Below are 17,357 nucleotides of genomic sequence, written 5' to 3'. Positions count from 1 at the left end.
CATTCGCCTCCATTGCAACTTTCGTTGCCAGCTTGTCGATGATCATGCTGGTGATGTGAGCCGGTCCGTGCTCGCCCAGCCGGCGGGCGCAAGCGGAAAGAGGTTGAGAAGACCATTCTTGACTCGACTCTGAAGCCCCCGCGCCGGACAATGACCCGATTCAAGGAATGGGTATCAGATGGCGGACGCAGCGACTTTACAATCGGAATCGGAGGATTTGGGAGCGACGCCACAGTTCGTGCATCTGCGCGTCCATTCCGCCTATTCGCTTCTGGAAGGTGCGCTGCCGCTTAAGAAAATCCTCTCCAAGGCCATCGCGGACAATCAGCCCGCGATCGCCGTCACCGATACCAACAATCTCTTCGTCGCGCTGGAATTCGCCCAGAAATCCATCGGTGATGGCATTCAGCCGATCATCGGTTGCCAGCTGTCGATTGACATGGAGGATCAGCCAGACGAGCGCCGCAACGGCCATCTGGCGAAACTGCCGGCGATCGTCGTGCTTGCCGCCAATGCCAAGGGATACGAACGGCTGGTGGATCTCGTCAGCCGCGCCTATCTCGATGGAGAAGGGCAGGCGGCAACGCATATCTGCCGCGCCTGGCTGGAAGATGGCGGCACCGAAGGACTGATCGCGCTGACAGGTGCTGCCGGTGGCCCTGTCGACATGGCAATGAAGGATGGCAACACCGTACTCGCAAAGGCGCGCCTCCTGTCATTGAAGCAGGCCTTTGGCGATCGTCTGTATATTGAACTGCAGCGTCACGGCACTTACGACCGCCGTCATGAGCAGCGGATGATCGATCTTGCCTACGACCAGGATGTGCCGCTGGTCGCGACCAATGAGGCCTTCTTCCCGGGCAAGTCCGATTACGACGCTCATGATGCCCTGATGGCCGTCGCGCACAATGCGATCGTATCCGACGATACCCGTTTCCGTTTGACGCCCGACCATTACCTGAAGAGCCGTGCCGAAATGGCAAAGCTGTTCGCCGATCTGCCGGAAGCGCTCGAAAACACGGTCGAGATCGCCAAGCGCTGCTCGTTCATCCTGAAGACCCGCAGCCCGATCCTGCCGCGCTTCACCGGCGCCACCGATGATCCGGCAGAAGCGGAGCGGGCCGAAACGGCGGAGCTGCGCCGTCAGTCGGTCGAAGGCCTCGAGAACCGGATGGCCGAACTCGGTATCACCGCGGGCTTCACCGAGCAGGATTATCGCGAACGGCTCGATTTCGAGCTCGGCGTCATCGAGAAGATGAAGTTTCCGGGCTACTTCCTGATCGTTGCCGACTTCATCAAATGGGCAAAGCTGCAGAACATCCCGGTCGGTCCGGGCCGCGGTTCCGGTGCAGGCTCGCTGGTTGCCTATGCGCTGACGATCACCGACGTCGATCCGCTGCGCTTCTCTTTGCTGTTCGAACGCTTCCTCAATCCCGACCGCGTCTCGATGCCCGACTTCGACATCGACTTCTGCCAGGATCGCCGCGAAGAGGTGACCCGCTACGTGCAGCGCAAATATGGCCGCGAGCAGGTGGCGCAGATCATCACCTTCGGTTCGCTGCAGGCCCGCGCAGCACTGCGCGACGTCGGCCGCGTTCTCGAAATGCCCTATGGCCAGGTCGATCGCATCTGCAAACTGGTGCCCAACAACCCGGCCAATCCGACCACCCTGGCAAAGGCGATCGAGGAAGAGCCGAAGTTTCAGGAAGAGGTCGACAAGGAGCCGGTCGTTGGCCGTCTTCTCGATATCGCCCAGAAGATCGAAGGTCTCTACCGCCACGCCTCGACCCACGCCGCCGGTATCGTCATCGGTGACCGCCCGCTGTCGAAGCTGGTGCCGATGTACCGCGACCCGCGCTCCGACATGCCGGTCACCCAGTTCAACATGAAATGGGTCGAGCAGGCGGGTCTGGTCAAGTTCGACTTTCTCGGACTGAAGACGCTGACGGTTCTTAAAACCGCGGTCGAATTCTGCAAGAAGCGCGATATCGTCGTGGATCTCGCCAAGATCCCGCTCGATGACGAACTGACCTACCAGATGCTGTCACGCGGCGAGACCGTCGGCGTGTTCCAGGTGGAAAGCGCCGGCATGCGCAAGGCGCTGATCGGCATGAAACCGGACTGTATCGAGGACATTATTGCGCTGGTGGCGCTCTATCGTCCGGGTCCGATGGAGAACATCCCGACCTACAATGCCCGCAAGCACGGCGAGGAAGAAATCGAATCGGTCCATCCGTCGATCGATTATCTGCTCAAGGAAACCCAGGGCGTCATCGTCTACCAGGAACAGGTGATGCAGATCGCCCAGGTCCTGTCGGGCTATTCGCTCGGCGAAGCCGACCTTCTGCGCCGTGCCATGGGCAAGAAGATCAAGGCCGAGATGGACCAGCAGAGCGAACGCTTTGTCAGTGGTGCCATCAAGAACGGCGTGTCGAAGCCACAGGCGAAGAACATCTTCGAACTGCTGGCGAAGTTCGCCAACTACGGCTTCAACAAATCCCACGCCGCCGCCTACGCCATCGTCTCCTACCAGACGGCCTATATGAAGGCGCACTACCCGGTCGAGTTCCTCGCCGCGTCGATGACCTACGATATGGCGAACACTGAAAAGCTGAACGATTTCCGCGAAGACGCGGGCCGGCTCGGCATCAAGGTCATTCCGCCATCGGTTCAGACCTCGTTCCGCCGCTTCGAGACAGGTGACAACCGCATCTATTACGCGCTCGCCGCCATCAAGGGCGTCGGCGAAAACGCCGTCGATCACATCGTCGAAGTCCGCGGCGAAACGCCCTTCGCGTCGATCGAGGATTTCTGCCTGCGCATCGACCCGAAGCAGATCAACCGCCGCGTCTTTGAGAGCCTCAACGCCGCTGGCGCCTTCGATTGCTTCGGCTTCGATCGGGCGCAGCTCAGCGCCGGTATGGACCGCGTCATCGGCTATGCCCAGCGCGCCCAGGAGGAGAAGGTCTCCGGCCAGTCCGATTTCTTCGGCTCGGGTGCGGCAAGCGGTCCGGAAAAACTCGTGCTTCCAACCTTCAATCCGTGGATGCCGTCTGAAATGCTGATGCGGGAGTATCAGGTGCTCGGCTTCTACCTGTCGGCCCATCCGCTCGATACCTACGGTGCAGTGCTCGACAAGATGCGCGTCCAGACCTTCGCCGACTTCTCGACGGCTGTGAGGGCAGGCGCCACGGCCGGACGTCTTGCCGGGACCGTCACCGGTCGCCAGGAACGCAAGACGCGCACCGGCAACAAGATGGGCATCGTCATGTTTTCCGATTCCACCGGTCAGTTTGAGGCGGTGCTGTTTTCCGAAGCGCTTGCTCAGTACCGCGATCTGCTTGAGCCCGGAAAATCGCTTGTCATCACCGTTCAGGCCGACGAGCGTCCGGAAGGCATTGGCCTGCGGATCCAGACGGTGCAGTCGTTGGAGGAACAGTCGGTCCGCATGCAGAAGGCGCTGCGGGTCTTCGTGCGCGACTCAGGGCCGCTGAAGACGGTCGCCCGGCATCTTAATGCCCGCGGCGATGGCCTCGTCTCGTTTATCGTCATCAAGGATGATGGCAAGCGCGAGATCGAGGTGGAACTGACGGAACGGTATCGTATCTCGCCGGAAATCGCCGCCGCTCTGAAGGCGGCGCCCGGTGTGCTGGATGTGGAACTGGTCTAACCGACCGCGGTGGCGTTGGCCTCAGTAGAGGCCGACGCCGCCTTGGTAACGGATGACACTGCGCTTGGCGCGCGGCTCGGCGGCAGGCGTTGAGCCAATATCCTGAACTGCCACCATCTCGCTTTTCGACGACTTGGTCAGCGTGACGAAATCGGTGCCCTTGCCTGTCTCCGGTCCAAGCGATTCGTCGTTGATCGTGACAGACGTCCCATCCGCCATCAGCGTCTCGATCCTGTCGCGCACGTCCTGCGAAATCTCGATCCGGTCGAGTGCGGCTTTCGCGGCACCCGGCAGTTTCGCATCGGCCGCCATGGTGATCCCCAGCCGCTTCATCGTTGCATCGGACAGCACGTTCGGCAGCGTCACCGCGTGCCAATCGGCTGATTCGATCGAGCGATCGATCTTGTCGACAGTGAAGAGATGCGTGCCGAGGGCCACTTCCGGCGCCTTGATGCCGACAGGGGCCTCAAACAGGGGTTCGAAATTCTGTCGCACCATGATCTGGCCGGCAGGTGGCTTCGGCTGGCCGGCAGAGGCGTAGAGCGCGTCGATGAACTCGCCGCTTATCATCGGGCCCGTCTGCTTCAGGCCTTTCCAGCGCTTGAAGCCGGCAACGGCGCTGCGGGTCAGCGGTCCGACATAACCGTCGGAGCCGCCGGTCTCAAAGCCCATTTCTTCCAGCAGTTTCTGGGCGTCCATCAGCGTCTCGCGGTCGGTACGCCGCGTGATCAGGATGCGCAGAGCGTGCGTCTGCGGTTCCTCGAGATCATCAGGCTGCGTCGGAAGAGCATCCGTGGCGCGGTTCGGATTGGCCGGCGCGACATTCATCGCCACTTCCACCGGCTTCTTCGGCGAGGCCTTGATCGATGCGGTCCGAAGATCGACATCGGTCATCAGCGTGCCCGGCGGCAAAGGCTTGCGCGGCGAAAACAGCACGACATCCTCGATGCGCTGCGGCACCACGTCCGCGTCCGTCACGATCACATGCGCACCGCGCTCGGTCAGGCCGTAAAGCTTGGTCGCAAAACCGCTCGGCAGGCGCACGCAGCCGTGCGACGCCGGATAGTTCGGAACGTTGCCCTCGTGCAGCGCGATACCTGACCAGGTGATTCGCTGCATGAACGGCATCGGTGCATTCGAATAGATGTTCGACTCGTGGTATTTCCGCTTCTCAAGGATGGAGAAGATGCCGGTCGGCGTATCGTGCCCGGCCTTGCCGCTCGATATCCGCGACCTGGCGACCACGGTCTCGCCCTCGTAGACGGTCAGCGACTGCTTGTCCTTGGAAACAATGATCTGCAGGGGAACACTGTCCGCTGCAAACGCTGGAGGCGACAGCATCGTCGCGGACATCAGACAGAACCCCAAAACCAGGCGACGCATCATGCTAAACCTCATACGCAAAACTTGAGCCGCATTTTACCGAGCGAGGTTTAACGAAGGTTTGCATCCGCGCTGATCTCGTCACGTTTAGCAGGAAAAATTTAATCACGTTTGATTGAAACTATCGGTCGCGGCGCTTGTCGCCAAACGTATAGCCGGTCTCGACGGCCGCAGCTCCGAACTTCTCACGCAGCTTGTCCATGGCCGCTTCCGCCGCAGCCCGGCGTCCGGCCTGCACATCCACGAGATCGGGCGGATCTGCACGGGCAGGGTCGGTCAAATCGGTGACGCCGATCCCGAGCAGGCGAAATTTTGTACCGTCCGTCTCCCGCTCCAGCATTGAGATACCGGTGCGGAAGATCCGGTCGGCAAGCTGGGTCGGATCTTCCAGCCGCTTGTTGCGGGTACGGCTCTTGAAATCCGCGGTCTTCAATTTCAACACCACCGTCTGGCCTGCAAGGTCCTCGCTCTTCAGTCGTTTAGACACCTTTTCCGAAAGCCGGCGCATGATCGGGACCAGGTCGTCGTGGCGGGAGATGTCGTCGAAGAACGTGGTCTCGGCCGACACGCTTTTCGCCGGGTCGTTGAGATGCACCTCTCGGTCGTCGATACCGCGCGACAAACGATAGAGGCGCTGGCCCATCGTGCCGTAGCGGCGCATCAGGTCGGCCTCGTTCATGGCTTGCAGCTGCCCGATGGTGCGGATGCCGTCCGCCTCCAGCGTCGCATCAAAAGCCCGGCCGACGCCCCAGATCGTCGTGACCGGCCGGGTGGCCAGAAACTCCACGGCTTCTGCGCGACCGATCACCGAAAAACCCCGCGGCTTTTCGAGGTCGGAAGCGACCTTGGCGAGGAACTTGCAGTAGGAGAGCCCGACGGAAATACTGATGCCAATCTCGGATTCGACGCGTTTTGCGAGCTTTGCGAGAATGCGGCTGGGCTGATCGTGGTGCAGACGCTGGGTGCCTGCCAGTTCCAGAAACGCCTCGTCGATCGAGATCGGCTGCACCAGCGGCGTCAGATCCATCATCATCTGCCGCACCTGTCGGCCGGCAGTGACGTATTTCTCCATGTTCGGCTTGATGACGACCGCATCCGGGCAGAGTTCGAGCGCCTTGAACATCGGCATTGCCGACCGGACGCCGCTGATGCGGGCGATGTAGCAGGCGGTCGACACCACGCCGCGCTTGCCGCCGCCGATGATCACCGGCTTGTCGGCCAGGCTCGGGTCGTCGCGTTTCTCGATGGTGGCGTAAAAGGCATCGCAGTCGATATGGGCAAGCGTCAGGTCATGAAGTTCGCGGTGATACACCAGCCGTGGACTGCCGCAGGCGCGACATCGTCGCACCTCTGCCTTCTGCTCGGCAAAGCAGTCTCGACAGAAGCCGGGCTTGTGATTTGGTACGACTGTCATCGGCGGAACAAAGGTTGAACATTCCGACAATAGGCCGTAAGCTGCAACCTCTCAAGAGTAGAACGCACATCCTTCAACCACTATTTTGCGGTTCGATGATGCGGGATGTGGGACAGGATGTAGGCGTCGATCATCTCTGCGGCATGCGGCCAGTCTGTGGCCCGGACGATCGGTTGATCAGGCTTCGGAGCAAGCTGGTGCAGAGGACTGTCCGGCATCATGTGGATCAGCAGGCAGTTCTCGACGTGGTCGCGGACCGAATGCAGGTTGTGGGCCATGTCATCGATAAAGACCGAGGGAAGAGGGCGCGCGGCATGGATCATCTGCATGACAGGGCCTTTCTTCTCCTCCGTCGCGACGAGAGGGAAGGTGAGGTCGAGCCGGTCAAGAAGCCGGCGACGCTGTTCCTGATAGCGTGGCGGCATGGCAGTGAGGAAGATGACGTCTGCAGCCTTACCGATCGCCTTAAGGGTCTCTATCGAAAGCGCAGAGGGCGTCTGCCAGTCTTCTTGGCGGTCGAAGAACGCGCCGATCAGGCGTTTGACGTCCGCTTCCTCGATAGGGACCTGCGTTTCGACCGAAACGATATTGCCGGTGAGGCGGAAGGAGCGCGGCAGCAGCTCCAGCCCCTCTGCCTTGATGAACTCGGTGAAAGGTGCCGCGAAGTCCAGAACGACGTCATCGACGTCGCATACGACCAGCGGGCGGTCGCCAAGTTGGACGTGGGAAAAATCGAGGGCAACGCCGAAAGAGTTCTCCATCTCAGTAGTCGCCCGAATCGAGTGCAGGCTTGGAATAATAGTGTGACGCTGCGGCAACCGTTTCCGGTCTCGTGTTCGTCGCTTCGCAAAATGCCATCAGCGTTGGCTCGTGGCTCATCAGGAAATCGATCATTCCGCCGAGAAAGCCCGGATCGTCGATCACAGAACGCAGCTGACCGGGCTGGAGACCGGACAGCGCCAGAAACCTTGAAAACATGTCGGGCTCGTCCGCAAGCCAGCTGAGGATTGCGCCGGCCGTCTCTTCGGGGGCTGCGGCGGGTGCCTTGTTATTCAACGGATCGAACCTCATCGCCTGCTCAAGTTACCTATTTCTCAACCAAATGCCCTTAACGTGTGCGGCCAGCGGCTGAAAGAATCTCGTATTCGGAAAGCTTATAGACTGAAAGCACGCTTGCAAGGCGCGATTTAAGGAACGGATCGACATGCCCAAACGGGTCATGATTGTCGAAGACAACGAGCTGAACATGAAGCTCTTCCGCGATTTGATCGAAGCGTCCGGCTACGAGACGATCCAGACGCGCAATGGCATGGAGGCGTTGGATCTTGCCCGCCGTCACCGTCCGGATCTGATCCTGATGGATATCCAGCTGCCCGAAGTGTCGGGTCTGGAAGTCACCAAGTGGCTGAAGGAAGACGACGAACTGCACGTCATACCGGTCATCGCCGTCACCGCATTCGCGATGAAGGGCGACGAGGAACGAATCCGACAGGGCGGGTGCGAAGCCTATGTTTCGAAGCCCATCTCGGTGCCGAAGTTCATCGAGACCATCAAGACGTATCTTGGCGACGCGTAAGGTCGGAGAATGACATGACGGCACGGATCCTGGTAGTCGACGACGTTCCCGCAAACGTGAAGCTGCTCGAGGCACGCCTGCTTGCGGAATATTTCGACGTCTTGACTGCCGATGACGGCTACAAGGCGCTGGCGATCTGTGAACAGGCCCATGTCGATGTCATCCTGCTCGACATCATGATGCCGGGCATTGACGGGTTCGAAGTCTGCGAGCGGCTGAAAGCCAATCCGCGGACATCCCATATCCCTGTTGTCATGGTCACCGCGCTGGACCAGCCCTCCGACCGCGTGCGCGGCCTGAAAGCCGGTGCCGACGATTTCCTGACCAAGCCGGTCAACGACCTGCAGCTGATTTCCCGTGTCAAAAGCCTCGTGCGGCTGAAGACACTAAGTGACGAGCTGCGCATCCGGTCAGACACCGCGCAGGATCTCACGCTGCAGGACATGATGAAGAGTGCAGCGGGGCAGGACGCTCAGGACGACGTCGCGCAGGTCCTACTGGTCGATGGCCGCGGAAGCTCGCAGGAGCGCATCGTCAGGGCGCTGAAACCGGTCGCGGATATCACTGCCATCTCCGATCCGCAGGCAGCCCTTTTCGAAGCGGCTGAAAACCCGTTCGATCTGGTGATCGTCAATACGAATTTCGATGACTACGATCCGCTGAGGCTCTGTTCACAACTGCGATCGCTGGAGCGGACCCGATTCCTGCCGCTGCTGCTGGTGACGGAACACGGCGACGACCAGGTCATCGTCCGGGCGCTCGATCTCGGCGTCAACGACTACATCATCCGGCCGATCGATCCGAATGAACTCGTGGCCCGGACCCTGACGCAGATCAAGCGTAAGCGTTACAACGACCGCCTGCGGTTGAGCGTGCGCCATACGATCGAACTGGCTGTGACAGATGCCCTGACCGGTCTGCACAATCGCCGTTATCTCGACAATCACATGAAGGTGCTGTTTGCCCGCGCAACAGCCCGTGGGCGGCCGCTGTCCGTCTGCATCACCGACATCGATCGCTTCAAATCGGTCAACGACACGCACGGCCACGACGCCGGTGACGAGGTGCTGAAGGAAGTTGCGGCCCGTATCCGGTCCACGGTACGCGGTGCTGATCTCGCCTGCCGGTTCGGTGGCGAGGAATTCGTTGTGGTTATGCCCGATACGGATAGCGCCGCCGCGGCTTTGATTGCCGAACGATTGCGCAACATCATCGAGCAGACGCCGTTCGTGCTGAAAAGCACTGGCGCCAGCCTGAACATCACAGCTTCGCTTGGGATTGCCTGTAGCCGCAGTGGAGCGGAAACGCCGGAGCAGTTGTTGAAACAAGCCGACCGTGCGCTTTACGACGCCAAGAACAGCGGGCGCAACCGAGTCGTTGCAGCCGCCGCTTAAAATTTGCACGAGAATCGTCGTATATTAAAATACGCTAATATAATATCTTTCGTCTTGCAGCGAGGCTTTTTGATAAAGAAGCGCTCGTCCCCCAGTTTCCGCAATTAAATTTGACGATTCGTACGCGGCTTCGAGCCAAATAAAACGCATACGGGAATGGAAGACCGGTGCTTTGTTTGAGCATTGCCGAACGATACGGTAGCATCTACACAGAAGCGAGAAAGTCCTGCTTCTCGCTGACGATTTATAATCGCCTTTTACTTCCGTCTCGAAGCCGGGCTAATCTTCGAGCTCGCACCAAACACCGTAGGGTGGATAAAGCTAAAAACGCTTTGGCTCAGAATAAACCTAACAATTGAAGAGCCGGAATAGCGTCTTTCTACAAAGACGCGTGTGGATTTTAACCATCATATCCAAACAGTTTCGTACTGATCTAAGTATGTGTTGATTTTCCATTGATTTTGCGCAATTTTGGTTTCAACGGGGCGAAGGGTTCCTTCAGCTTACGTCGAGATACCCCATGATGCTCAGGTCCGCCGCATCTCCTGGGTCGTGGGGTCGGTCGACTGGCAAGCAATTTCAACGGCTCCTCGTGCCGCGATTGCAAGCCGGTCGACCCCCAATCAAAGCGCCGCTGTCAGAAATGACGGTGGCGCTTTTTGCGTTTGGATACTCACGCGTGAAAACAGTAGGCAAAGAAAAAGGCGCCCGGCTGATCAGCCTGCGCCTTCTTTCATGCCTTTAAGGGACCAGATCTTACTTGATCTTGGTTTCCTTGAATTCGACGTGCTTCCGGGCAACCGGATCGTACTTCGTCTTGGTCATCTTGTCTGTCATCGTACGGCTGTTCTTCGTGGTTACGTAGAAGAAACCGGTATCAGCCGTCGACAGCAGCTTGATCTTGATGGTCGTAGCTTTTGCCATGGTCTTAGCGCCTTTAAGAAAAGTGGAGCCGCGGACGCAGACGGTCGACGGCGAAATCTGGGGCGAAATTACAAATCGCGGTCAGAATGTCAACCTTGTTTCGTTGGTAAAAACCATCGAGCCCCCGAAACAACCACGTAAAAGCCGAAGAAACCGGCCAGCGCCCAGGCAAAGCCGTCATTGCCCGCGACATCCATGGCAGCGCCGATGCCCTGTGGTCCTGCAACCGTGCCGACGGCATAGCAGAAGATGAAGGCGGCATTGGCAGCGACCAGATCGGCACCTCGAAGGCGAGCGCCCAGATGCGCGAGGCCAACGGTATAGAGGCCGGAGATACAGCCGCCCCACATGAACAGGAGAACCGCGGTCATCATCCAGTTGCCGATCAGGAAGGGGATCGTCAGCGAGCCGAGAACGCCCAGTACGGCGAGGCCGGTCAGAAGCGGCCTGCGGTCACGCATGCGGTCCGAAATCATCCCCAGCGGGATCTGGAAGGCCATGTTGCCCAGTCCCATCACCGTCAAGAGGATGGCCGCATGCGATTCGGTCATCTGTTCGCGCAACGCATAGATCGGAAACAGCGACAGTCCGCCGACCGAGACGGCACCAAAGGCGAAGACGGCTGCCGTCGCACTGGGAACGAGGAATATATAGTGGAAGAAGTGCCGCTCGGGCTTGCTGTCTAGCTTCGGGCTTTCGTGACGGGCGAGAAAAATCGGTATGATGGCCGTCATGATGATGAGTGCGCCGACGATGAACGGGAGCACGCCATCGCTGCCGAGAAGCGAAAACAGCATCGGCCCGATCGCAAACCCGACCGCCAGCACCGTTGCGTATATGCCGAGGACCAATCCGCGTCGTCTGGGTGGCGCGGCTTCATTGATCCAGAATTCGGACAGGATGAACAGGGCCGTGGTCGCGCCATGGAAGGTAAAGCGCAGCGGAAACCACATCCAGAATTGGTCAGCATAGTAGAAACAGATGGCGCTGAAGGCGGCGATCACCACGGCGATCATCATGCTGCGCGCCACACCAAAGTCATGTGCACATTTCGTCGTGATCGGGGCGGCAACCATGGCTGCAACGCCTGCCATGGCAGCGTTCAACCCGATCAGCGTCGATGAGATGCCGCGTTTTTCAAGGATGATGCTCAGCAGCGGCAGGCCGAGCCCCATGGCTATTCCCACGGCGCTGACGGCGGCGGTGGCTGCGATCAGGGATGGCCAGTGGATCTCCGCGACATGGCCGTTTTCGTCGGTCGTCGGCTGAGGCATTCAGACTTCCTTACAAGTCGGCTTCGGACTGGACGTCCGTACGCATGAAATAGGACGGGAAGGTGGTAACGAACGGTGGTCCATGATCAGTTCGGTCTGTTGCTCGGACCGCTGGTCGAATCGGTCCCGTCCTCGCCGCCGCCGAACCCATGCATGCGGTTTGCCCATTGCAGGCCGATGACACCGCCCTTGATGGGCTGGATCGTCGCGATGGCGGCAAGCACCGCAAGCGGTGCCCAGATGGCGAGGTGGACCCAAGGAGAGACACGCAGGATCATATCGGTCAGCATGTAGCCGGTCATCAGCACGTGACCAACCACGACGATGACGAGATAGGCCGGAAGGTCGTCTGCACGATGGTGGGAGATATCTTCACCGCAGACGGAACAATGATCGACTGGCTTCAGGAAGGCACGGAAAAGCCGGCCCTCTCCACAGGCAGGACAGCGACAGGCGAGGCCCCGTTTGATGGAGCGGCCAAGAGGTCGATCGACCGGGTCCGACCCGCCGAAGCGGACCGTCTGTTCGCCATCTGACTGCATTGCTATCTCCTGCCGCCACGGAAGGGGCGCGTACCTGGCTTTTTGGGCCGTCCGCCGGATTTGTCTCGTCGCGCAGACTTGTGGAACGAGCGGGCGCCGCCCGGCAGCTTCTTGCCTTCGCTCAGCATTTCAAACTGAAGCGCACCGGCAAGCGGAACTGCCGCCCTCAGCTTCACATCGACGGTATCGCCGATCTGGTAGCCGAGACCGGAACGTTCGCCTGTTAGCGCCTGATGCGCCTCGTCATAGATATAGTAATCGTCGCCGATCGTTGACACCGGCACGAAACCATCGGCGCCATAGGTCGGCAGGGCCACGAACAGGCCTGCCTTGGTCACGCCGGACACGCGGCCCTGGAACTCCTCGCCGATCTTCGTCGAGAGGTGGTGCGCGACAAGACGGTTTACCGTGTCGCGTTCGGCGGCCATGGCGCGGCGCTCGAAGGTGGAGATCTCTGCCGCGATATCTTCGAGCTGGGCTTCCTCGCCCGGCGTGATTCCGCCTTCGCCGAGGCCGAGCGACCCGACCAGCGCGCGATGCACGATCAGATCCGCATAGCGGCGGATGGGCGAGGTGAAATGCGCGTATTTCATCAGGTTGAGGCCAAAATGGCCGATATTGTCGGGGCTGTAGACCGCCTGGCTCTGGGAGCGCAGCACCATCTCGTTGACCATGATCTGGTGCGGCGTGCCCTGTGCCTGTGACAGGATGCCGTTGAACGAGTTGGAGCGCATCTGGCCGCCGCGAGCCATCGAAATGCCGAGCGTGTTCAGGAACTCGCGCAGCGTCTCCTGCTTGGCAAGCGAGGGGCCATCATGGATACGGTAGATCAGCGACTGCTTCTTCTTCTCGAGCGTTTCGGCGGCGCAGACGTTTGCCTGGATCATCATCTCTTCGATGAGCCGATGCGCGTCGAGCCTCTCTGGCACGATCACACGATCCACCGTGCCATCCGGCTTCAGCATGATCTTGCGCTCGGGCATATCGAGTTCGAGCGGCTGGCGACGGTCGCGGCCGATCGTCATGATCCGGTAGGCGTCCCACAGCGGCTTCAGGACAGGCTCCAGCAACGGACCGGTCTTGTCGTCGGTCTCGCCATTGATGGCGGCCTGAGCCTGCTGGTAGGAGAGCTTGGCCGCACTCTTCATCATGATGCGGTGGAACGTATGGCCGGCCTTGCGGCCTTCCTTGGAAAAGACCATGCGCACGGCAAGCGCCGGCCGGTCTTCGCCCTCGCGCAGCGAGCAGAGATCGTTGGAAATGCGTTCCGGTAGCATCGGTACGACGCGGTCGGGGAAGTAGACGGAATTGCCGCGCTTCTGCGCTTCGCGGTCGAGCGGCTTGCCGGTGCGGACATACCAGGAGACATCGGCGATCGCGACGGTGACGATGACGCCGCCCGGATTGTCGGGCGAGGTGTCCGGCTCGGCATAAACAGCGTCGTCGTGATCCTTGGCGTCGGCGGGATCGATTGTCAGGAGCGGCACGTCGCGCCAGTCTTCGCGCTTCGACATGCTGGCCGGCTTTGCAGCTTGCGCTTCTTCCATCACCTCGTTCGGGAAGATGTGCGGAATGCCGTGCGAATAGATGGCGATCATCGAGATCGCCTTTTCCGAACCGACCGAGCCGACAATGTTGAGGACGCGGGCGCGCGGCAGGCCGAACCTGCCGTTGCGCACGACTTCCGACTCGACCAGGTCGCCGTCCTTGGCGTCTCCGATGTCCTCTGGTTCGATCACCATTTCCTCGCCGCGCCTGTCGGTCGGCAGAAGCCGCATCTCTCCGTCGCCCAATCTCTGGACGACGCCGAGGGCGGCGCCGCGGCGCTTGTCGATGACCTTGATGACGCGGGCTGTGTAGGCCGGGCCTGAGCGGTCCTTGTTCGGGAAGATCTTCGCAAGAATGCGGTCATTGAGGCCGGCGGCCGGCGCCTTGCCCTTTCCGCGGCTGTCATGCGACTGGCGGATGAGCACGGCAGGGGCCGCACCCATATCGTCCGGCCATTCCGTCGGCCGACCGATCAGTTCGCCATCCTTGTCGCGGGTGGTGATGTCGAGCACGGTGACCGGGGGCAGGGCGCCCGGACGCGAGAGCGACTTGCGGTTCTTGGTGAGAAGACCGTCTTCCTCGAGCGAATGCAGCAGATCCTTGAGCTCGATCCGCGTATCGCCTTTCAGCCCGAAAGCCTTGGCAATCTCGCGTTTGGAGCCCTTGTCCGGATTGTCAGCGATGAACTGGAGCAGCACATCGCGCGGAGGAACTGCACCCTGGACAATCACCGGTCTGCTCGCCGACTGGCTGTCGCCACGGTCAGCCTTCGCGGCGCGTTTCTGCTGGCGGTTGGATCGCTCGTTCGGTTCTCTCACGTGTCCGTCTTCTTCGCCTTCGATGCGGTTGCCTTTTTGGCCGGTGCCTTCTTGGCAGGTGCCTTCTTGGCTGCGGTCTTAGCCTTGGCAGGCGACTTCTTTGTGGCGGTCTCGGTCGTTGCGTCCGCCTCTGTCTTGGCAGCAGCCTTTTTTGCTGTGGCCTTCTTGGCAGGCGCTTTCGCCTTGGCCTTGCCCGACGATGCCTTGCCGCCCTTTTCGATGATCAGCGCCATCGCCTGTTCCATCGTCACAGACTGCGGGTCCATGCCCTTCGGCAGCGTGGCATTGACCTTGGCCCAGTTGACGTAAGGCCCGTATTTGCCGTCGCGCACGGTGATCGCGCCGCCGTCCGGATGCGCGCCGAGGTCCTTGAGCGCTGCCGGTGTGCCACGACCGCGTCCGCCGGGGCCTTTTTCCTTTTTCTCGGCAATCACGGTGACGGCGCGGTTGAGACCGATCGAGAACACGTCTTCGATCGTTTCCAGGTTCGCATAGCCACCGTCATGCAGCAGGAACGGCCCGTAACGGCCAAGACCTGCCGAAATCATCTTGCCCGATTCCGGATGCTTGCCCACGTCGCGCGGCAGGTTGATCAGTGCCAGCGCCTTTTCATGGTCGATATCGTCAGGCAGCCAGCCCTTGGGCAGCGAGGAACGCTTGGCTTCCTTGCCGTCGCCGCGCTGGATATAGGGTCCGAAACGACCCGACCGCAGCGTCAGCTGCTCGCCGGTCATCGGATCGGTCCCAAGTTCCTTCGGCTCGTTGAGGCCGGAAGCTTCCGCATCCGCGCCGCCTTCGGACGACAACTGACGGGTGAAGTTGCACTCCGGATAGTTCGAGCAGCCGACGAATGCGCCGTATTTGCCGAGCTTCAGCGACAGGTTGCCGGTGCCGCAGACCTGGCAGATACGCGGATCCGAACCGTCTTCCCGCTTCGGAAAGACCAGCGGTGCCAGCGCTTCGTTCAAAGCATCCAGCACATTGGTGACGCGCAGTTCCTTGGTGTCTTCGATCTGGCCGAAGAAGTCCTGCCAGAACTCCCGCAGAACCTGCTTCCAGTCCAGTTCGCCAGCCGAGATCCTGTCGAGCTTCTCTTCGAGATCTGCCGTGAAATCGTATTCGACGTATTTCGTGAAGAAGTTCTCGAGGAACGCCGTCACCAGCCGTCCCTTGGAATGCGGGATCAGCTTGCGCTTGTCCATGATCACGTATTCGCGATCGGACAGCGTCTTCAGCGTCGCGGCATAGGTGGAAGGACGGCCGATGCCGAGTTCTTCCATCTTCTTGATCAGCGATGCTTCCGAATAGCGCGGCGGTGGCTCGGTGAAATGCTGGCTCGAGTTGACCTTGTTCTTGTCGAGCTTTTCGCGAGCGTTGATCTCGGGCAGACGACCGTCTTCGTCGTCGTCCTCGCTTTTGTCATCCTCTTCGCGGCGGTCCACATAGGCGCCGAGGAAGCCGTCGAAGCGCACGACCGAACCGACGGCCCGAAGGCCAGCCTTCTCGGCGCCGTTTGTCGCCGAGATCTCCACGGTTGTGCGTTCCATCTCGGCAGATGCCATCTGGCTGGCAATGCCGCGCTTCCAGATCAGCTCGTAAAGCCGCGCCTGATCTGCATCGAGATACTGGCGAACCTTGTCTGGCGTGCGGTTGAAATCGGTCGGGCGGATCGCTTCGTGGGCTTCCTGCGCATTCTTCGCCTTGGTGGAGTAGAAGCGCGGCTTTTCCGGCATGTAACGTTCGCCGAACTGGTCGACGATGGCACGGCGCGCCTGGTCGATCGCTTCGGGTGCCATTTGAACGCCATCGGTACGCATATAGGTAATGAGACCGACAGTCTCGCCACCGATATCGATACCTTCATAGAGCTTTTGCGCGACCTGCATCGTGCGCGACGCGCCGAAGCCGATGTTCGAGGACGCGGCCTGCTGCAGGCTCGAGGTGGTGAACGGCGGGCCGGGATTGCGCTTGACCGGCTTTGCTTCGACGGTCTCGACGCTATAGGCGGCACCATCGAGCAGCGTCTTCAGGCGGCCGGCTTCTTCGCCGTTAGTGATGGATTTGCTCTGCAGACGCTTGCCGTCGGCCTGCACCAGCTTGGCCAAGAACTCGTCGCCACGCGGTGTCTTCAGGAGCGCGGAAATGTTCCAGTATTCTTCCGAGACGAAGCGCTCGATCTCGGTTTCGCGGTCGCAGACCAGGCGAAGCGCGACCGACTGGACGCGGCCGGCGGAACGGGCGCCCGGCAGCTTGCGCCACAGGACCGGAGACAGGTTGAAGCCCACGAGGTAGTCAAGAGCGCGGCGGGCGAGATAGGCGTGCACCAGCGGCACGTCGATATCGCGCGGGTTGGCCATCGCATCGAGAACCGCCTTCTTGGTGATGGCGTTGAACACGACGCGCTTCACCAGCTTGTCGCCGATTACCTTCTTCTTCTTCAAGAGGTCGAGGACATGCCAGGAAATCGCTTCACCCTCGCGATCCGGGTCGGTCGCGAGATAAACCGCGTCCGAGCCCTTCACGGCGTCGGCAATATCCTTCATCCGCTTCTGGGATGCGCTGTCGACTTCCCAGAGCATCTCGAAGTCCTGGTCAGGCAAAACCGACCCGTCCTTGGCAGGAAGGTCGCGGACGTGGCCGAAAGACGCGAGAACCTTGTAACCCGAGCCAAGATACTTGTTGATGGTCTTGGCTTTGGCTGGAGATTCTACAATGACTACATTCATCTTGTTTCTCTGCAATAGAGCTTTGCCCGGTCTCGTAACGATCCAGGCGGAAATCTGGTCTCCCGACATGGCGGGCGTTTGTCCCGGG

The 17,357-nt window shown here is 60.3% G+C and carries 12 protein-coding genes; 3 read left to right on the top strand and 9 right to left on the bottom strand.

Annotated elements, in window-relative coordinates; translation table 11 throughout:
- Positions 1–178: 178 nt before the first annotated feature.
- Positions 179–3,670, top strand: a complete 3,492-nt coding sequence (gene dnaE / locus ACQY1L_RS08790; RefSeq protein ID WP_430240698.1) for a DNA polymerase III subunit alpha — start codon at positions 179–181, stop codon at positions 3,668–3,670.
- A 21-nt stretch (positions 3,671–3,691) separates the two neighbouring features.
- Here dnaE and ACQY1L_RS08785 read toward each other — a convergent pair whose 3' ends face one another.
- The 4 genes from ACQY1L_RS08785 to ACQY1L_RS08770 all read right to left on the bottom strand — a co-directional run bounded on the left by ACQY1L_RS08785 (position 3,692) and on the right by ACQY1L_RS08770 (position 7,538).
- On the bottom strand, positions 3,692–5,056 hold the full coding sequence (locus tag ACQY1L_RS08785; protein WP_430240697.1) for a L,D-transpeptidase family protein: 1,365 nt from the start codon (positions 5,054–5,056) through the stop codon (positions 3,692–3,694).
- A 118-nt stretch (positions 5,057–5,174) separates the two neighbouring features.
- A complete protein-coding gene (locus tag ACQY1L_RS08780; RefSeq protein ID WP_082476227.1) occupies positions 5,175–6,467 on the bottom strand; it encodes a DNA polymerase IV in 1,293 nt (430 codons plus the stop codon).
- An 80-nt stretch (positions 6,468–6,547) separates the two neighbouring features.
- Positions 6,548–7,228, bottom strand: coding sequence for a hypothetical protein (locus ACQY1L_RS08775; protein ID WP_174195991.1), 681 nt, complete (start codon positions 7,226–7,228; stop codon positions 6,548–6,550).
- Between the two features lies 1 nt (position 7,229).
- Complete coding sequence (locus ACQY1L_RS08770; RefSeq protein WP_062453216.1) at positions 7,230–7,538, bottom strand: DUF3572 domain-containing protein; 309 nt, start codon at positions 7,536–7,538, stop codon at positions 7,230–7,232.
- A gap of 133 nt (positions 7,539–7,671) precedes the next feature.
- Here ACQY1L_RS08770 and ACQY1L_RS08765 point away from each other — a divergent pair, with 133 nt between their 5' ends.
- Both ACQY1L_RS08765 and ACQY1L_RS08760 read left to right on the top strand, forming a co-directional pair.
- The gene (locus ACQY1L_RS08765; RefSeq protein ID WP_062453215.1) at positions 7,672–8,043 is read left to right on the top strand and encodes a response regulator; all 372 of its coding nucleotides are present in this window, start codon (positions 7,672–7,674) and stop codon (positions 8,041–8,043) included.
- A gap of 14 nt (positions 8,044–8,057) precedes the next feature.
- Positions 8,058–9,437, top strand: a complete 1,380-nt coding sequence (locus tag ACQY1L_RS08760) for a PleD family two-component system response regulator (protein WP_430240696.1) — start codon at positions 8,058–8,060, stop codon at positions 9,435–9,437.
- Between the two features lie 756 nt (positions 9,438–10,193).
- On the opposite strand, the gene rpmG is transcribed toward ACQY1L_RS08760, so the two are convergent.
- The 5 genes from rpmG to topA all read right to left on the bottom strand — a co-directional run bounded on the left by rpmG (position 10,194) and on the right by topA (position 17,269).
- Entirely contained in the window at positions 10,194–10,361 is a 168-nt protein-coding gene (gene rpmG, locus ACQY1L_RS08755) for a 50S ribosomal protein L33 (protein ID WP_007626161.1), read from the bottom strand.
- Positions 10,362–10,450: 89 nt separating this feature from the next.
- Positions 10,451–11,635, bottom strand: coding sequence for an MFS transporter (locus ACQY1L_RS08750; RefSeq protein ID WP_062453213.1), 1,185 nt, complete (start codon positions 11,633–11,635; stop codon positions 10,451–10,453).
- An 86-nt stretch (positions 11,636–11,721) separates the two neighbouring features.
- Positions 11,722–12,177 (bottom strand): DUF983 domain-containing protein, encoded by a 456-nt coding sequence (locus ACQY1L_RS08745; RefSeq protein WP_062453212.1) that lies wholly within the window; start codon positions 12,175–12,177, stop codon positions 11,722–11,724.
- Positions 12,178–12,179: 2 nt separating this feature from the next.
- Complete coding sequence (gene rnr / locus ACQY1L_RS08740) at positions 12,180–14,543, bottom strand: ribonuclease R (protein ID WP_430240693.1); 2,364 nt, start codon at positions 14,541–14,543, stop codon at positions 12,180–12,182.
- Complete coding sequence (gene topA / locus ACQY1L_RS08735) at positions 14,540–17,269, bottom strand: type I DNA topoisomerase (protein WP_430240692.1); 2,730 nt, start codon at positions 17,267–17,269, stop codon at positions 14,540–14,542. The genes rnr and topA overlap by 4 nt, the downstream gene beginning before the upstream one ends.
- Between the last annotated feature and the right edge of the window lie 88 nt (positions 17,270–17,357).

The sequence above is a fragment of the Neorhizobium sp. DAR64862/K0K3 genome, from assembly GCF_050500185.1.
Taxonomy (GTDB): Bacteria; Pseudomonadota; Alphaproteobacteria; order Rhizobiales; family Rhizobiaceae; genus Neorhizobium; species Neorhizobium soli.
This window is presented reverse-complemented; position numbering and strand designations above follow the sequence as displayed.

Excerpts from the sequence above, each read along its gene's own strand:
- dnaE (WP_430240698.1), top strand. The coding sequence starts at position 179 with ATGGCGGACGCAGCGACTTTACAATCGGAATCGGAGGATTTGGGAGCG.
- ACQY1L_RS08785 (WP_430240697.1), bottom strand. The coding sequence starts at position 5,056 with ATGATGCGTCGCCTGGTTTTGGGGTTCTGTCTGATGTCCGCGACGATG.
- ACQY1L_RS08780 (WP_082476227.1), bottom strand. The coding sequence starts at position 6,467 with ATGACAGTCGTACCAAATCACAAGCCCGGCTTCTGTCGAGACTGCTTT.
- ACQY1L_RS08775 (WP_174195991.1), bottom strand. The coding sequence starts at position 7,228 with ATGGAGAACTCTTTCGGCGTTGCCCTCGATTTTTCCCACGTCCAACTT.
- ACQY1L_RS08770 (WP_062453216.1), bottom strand. The coding sequence starts at position 7,538 with ATGAGGTTCGATCCGTTGAATAACAAGGCACCCGCCGCAGCCCCCGAA.
- ACQY1L_RS08765 (WP_062453215.1), top strand. The coding sequence starts at position 7,672 with ATGCCCAAACGGGTCATGATTGTCGAAGACAACGAGCTGAACATGAAG.
- ACQY1L_RS08760 (WP_430240696.1), top strand. The coding sequence starts at position 8,058 with ATGACGGCACGGATCCTGGTAGTCGACGACGTTCCCGCAAACGTGAAG.
- rpmG (WP_007626161.1), bottom strand. The coding sequence starts at position 10,361 with ATGGCAAAAGCTACGACCATCAAGATCAAGCTGCTGTCGACGGCTGAT.
- ACQY1L_RS08750 (WP_062453213.1), bottom strand. The coding sequence starts at position 11,635 with ATGCCTCAGCCGACGACCGACGAAAACGGCCATGTCGCGGAGATCCAC.
- ACQY1L_RS08745 (WP_062453212.1), bottom strand. The coding sequence starts at position 12,177 with ATGCAGTCAGATGGCGAACAGACGGTCCGCTTCGGCGGGTCGGACCCG.
- topA (WP_430240692.1), bottom strand. The coding sequence starts at position 17,269 with ATGAATGTAGTCATTGTAGAATCTCCAGCCAAAGCCAAGACCATCAAC.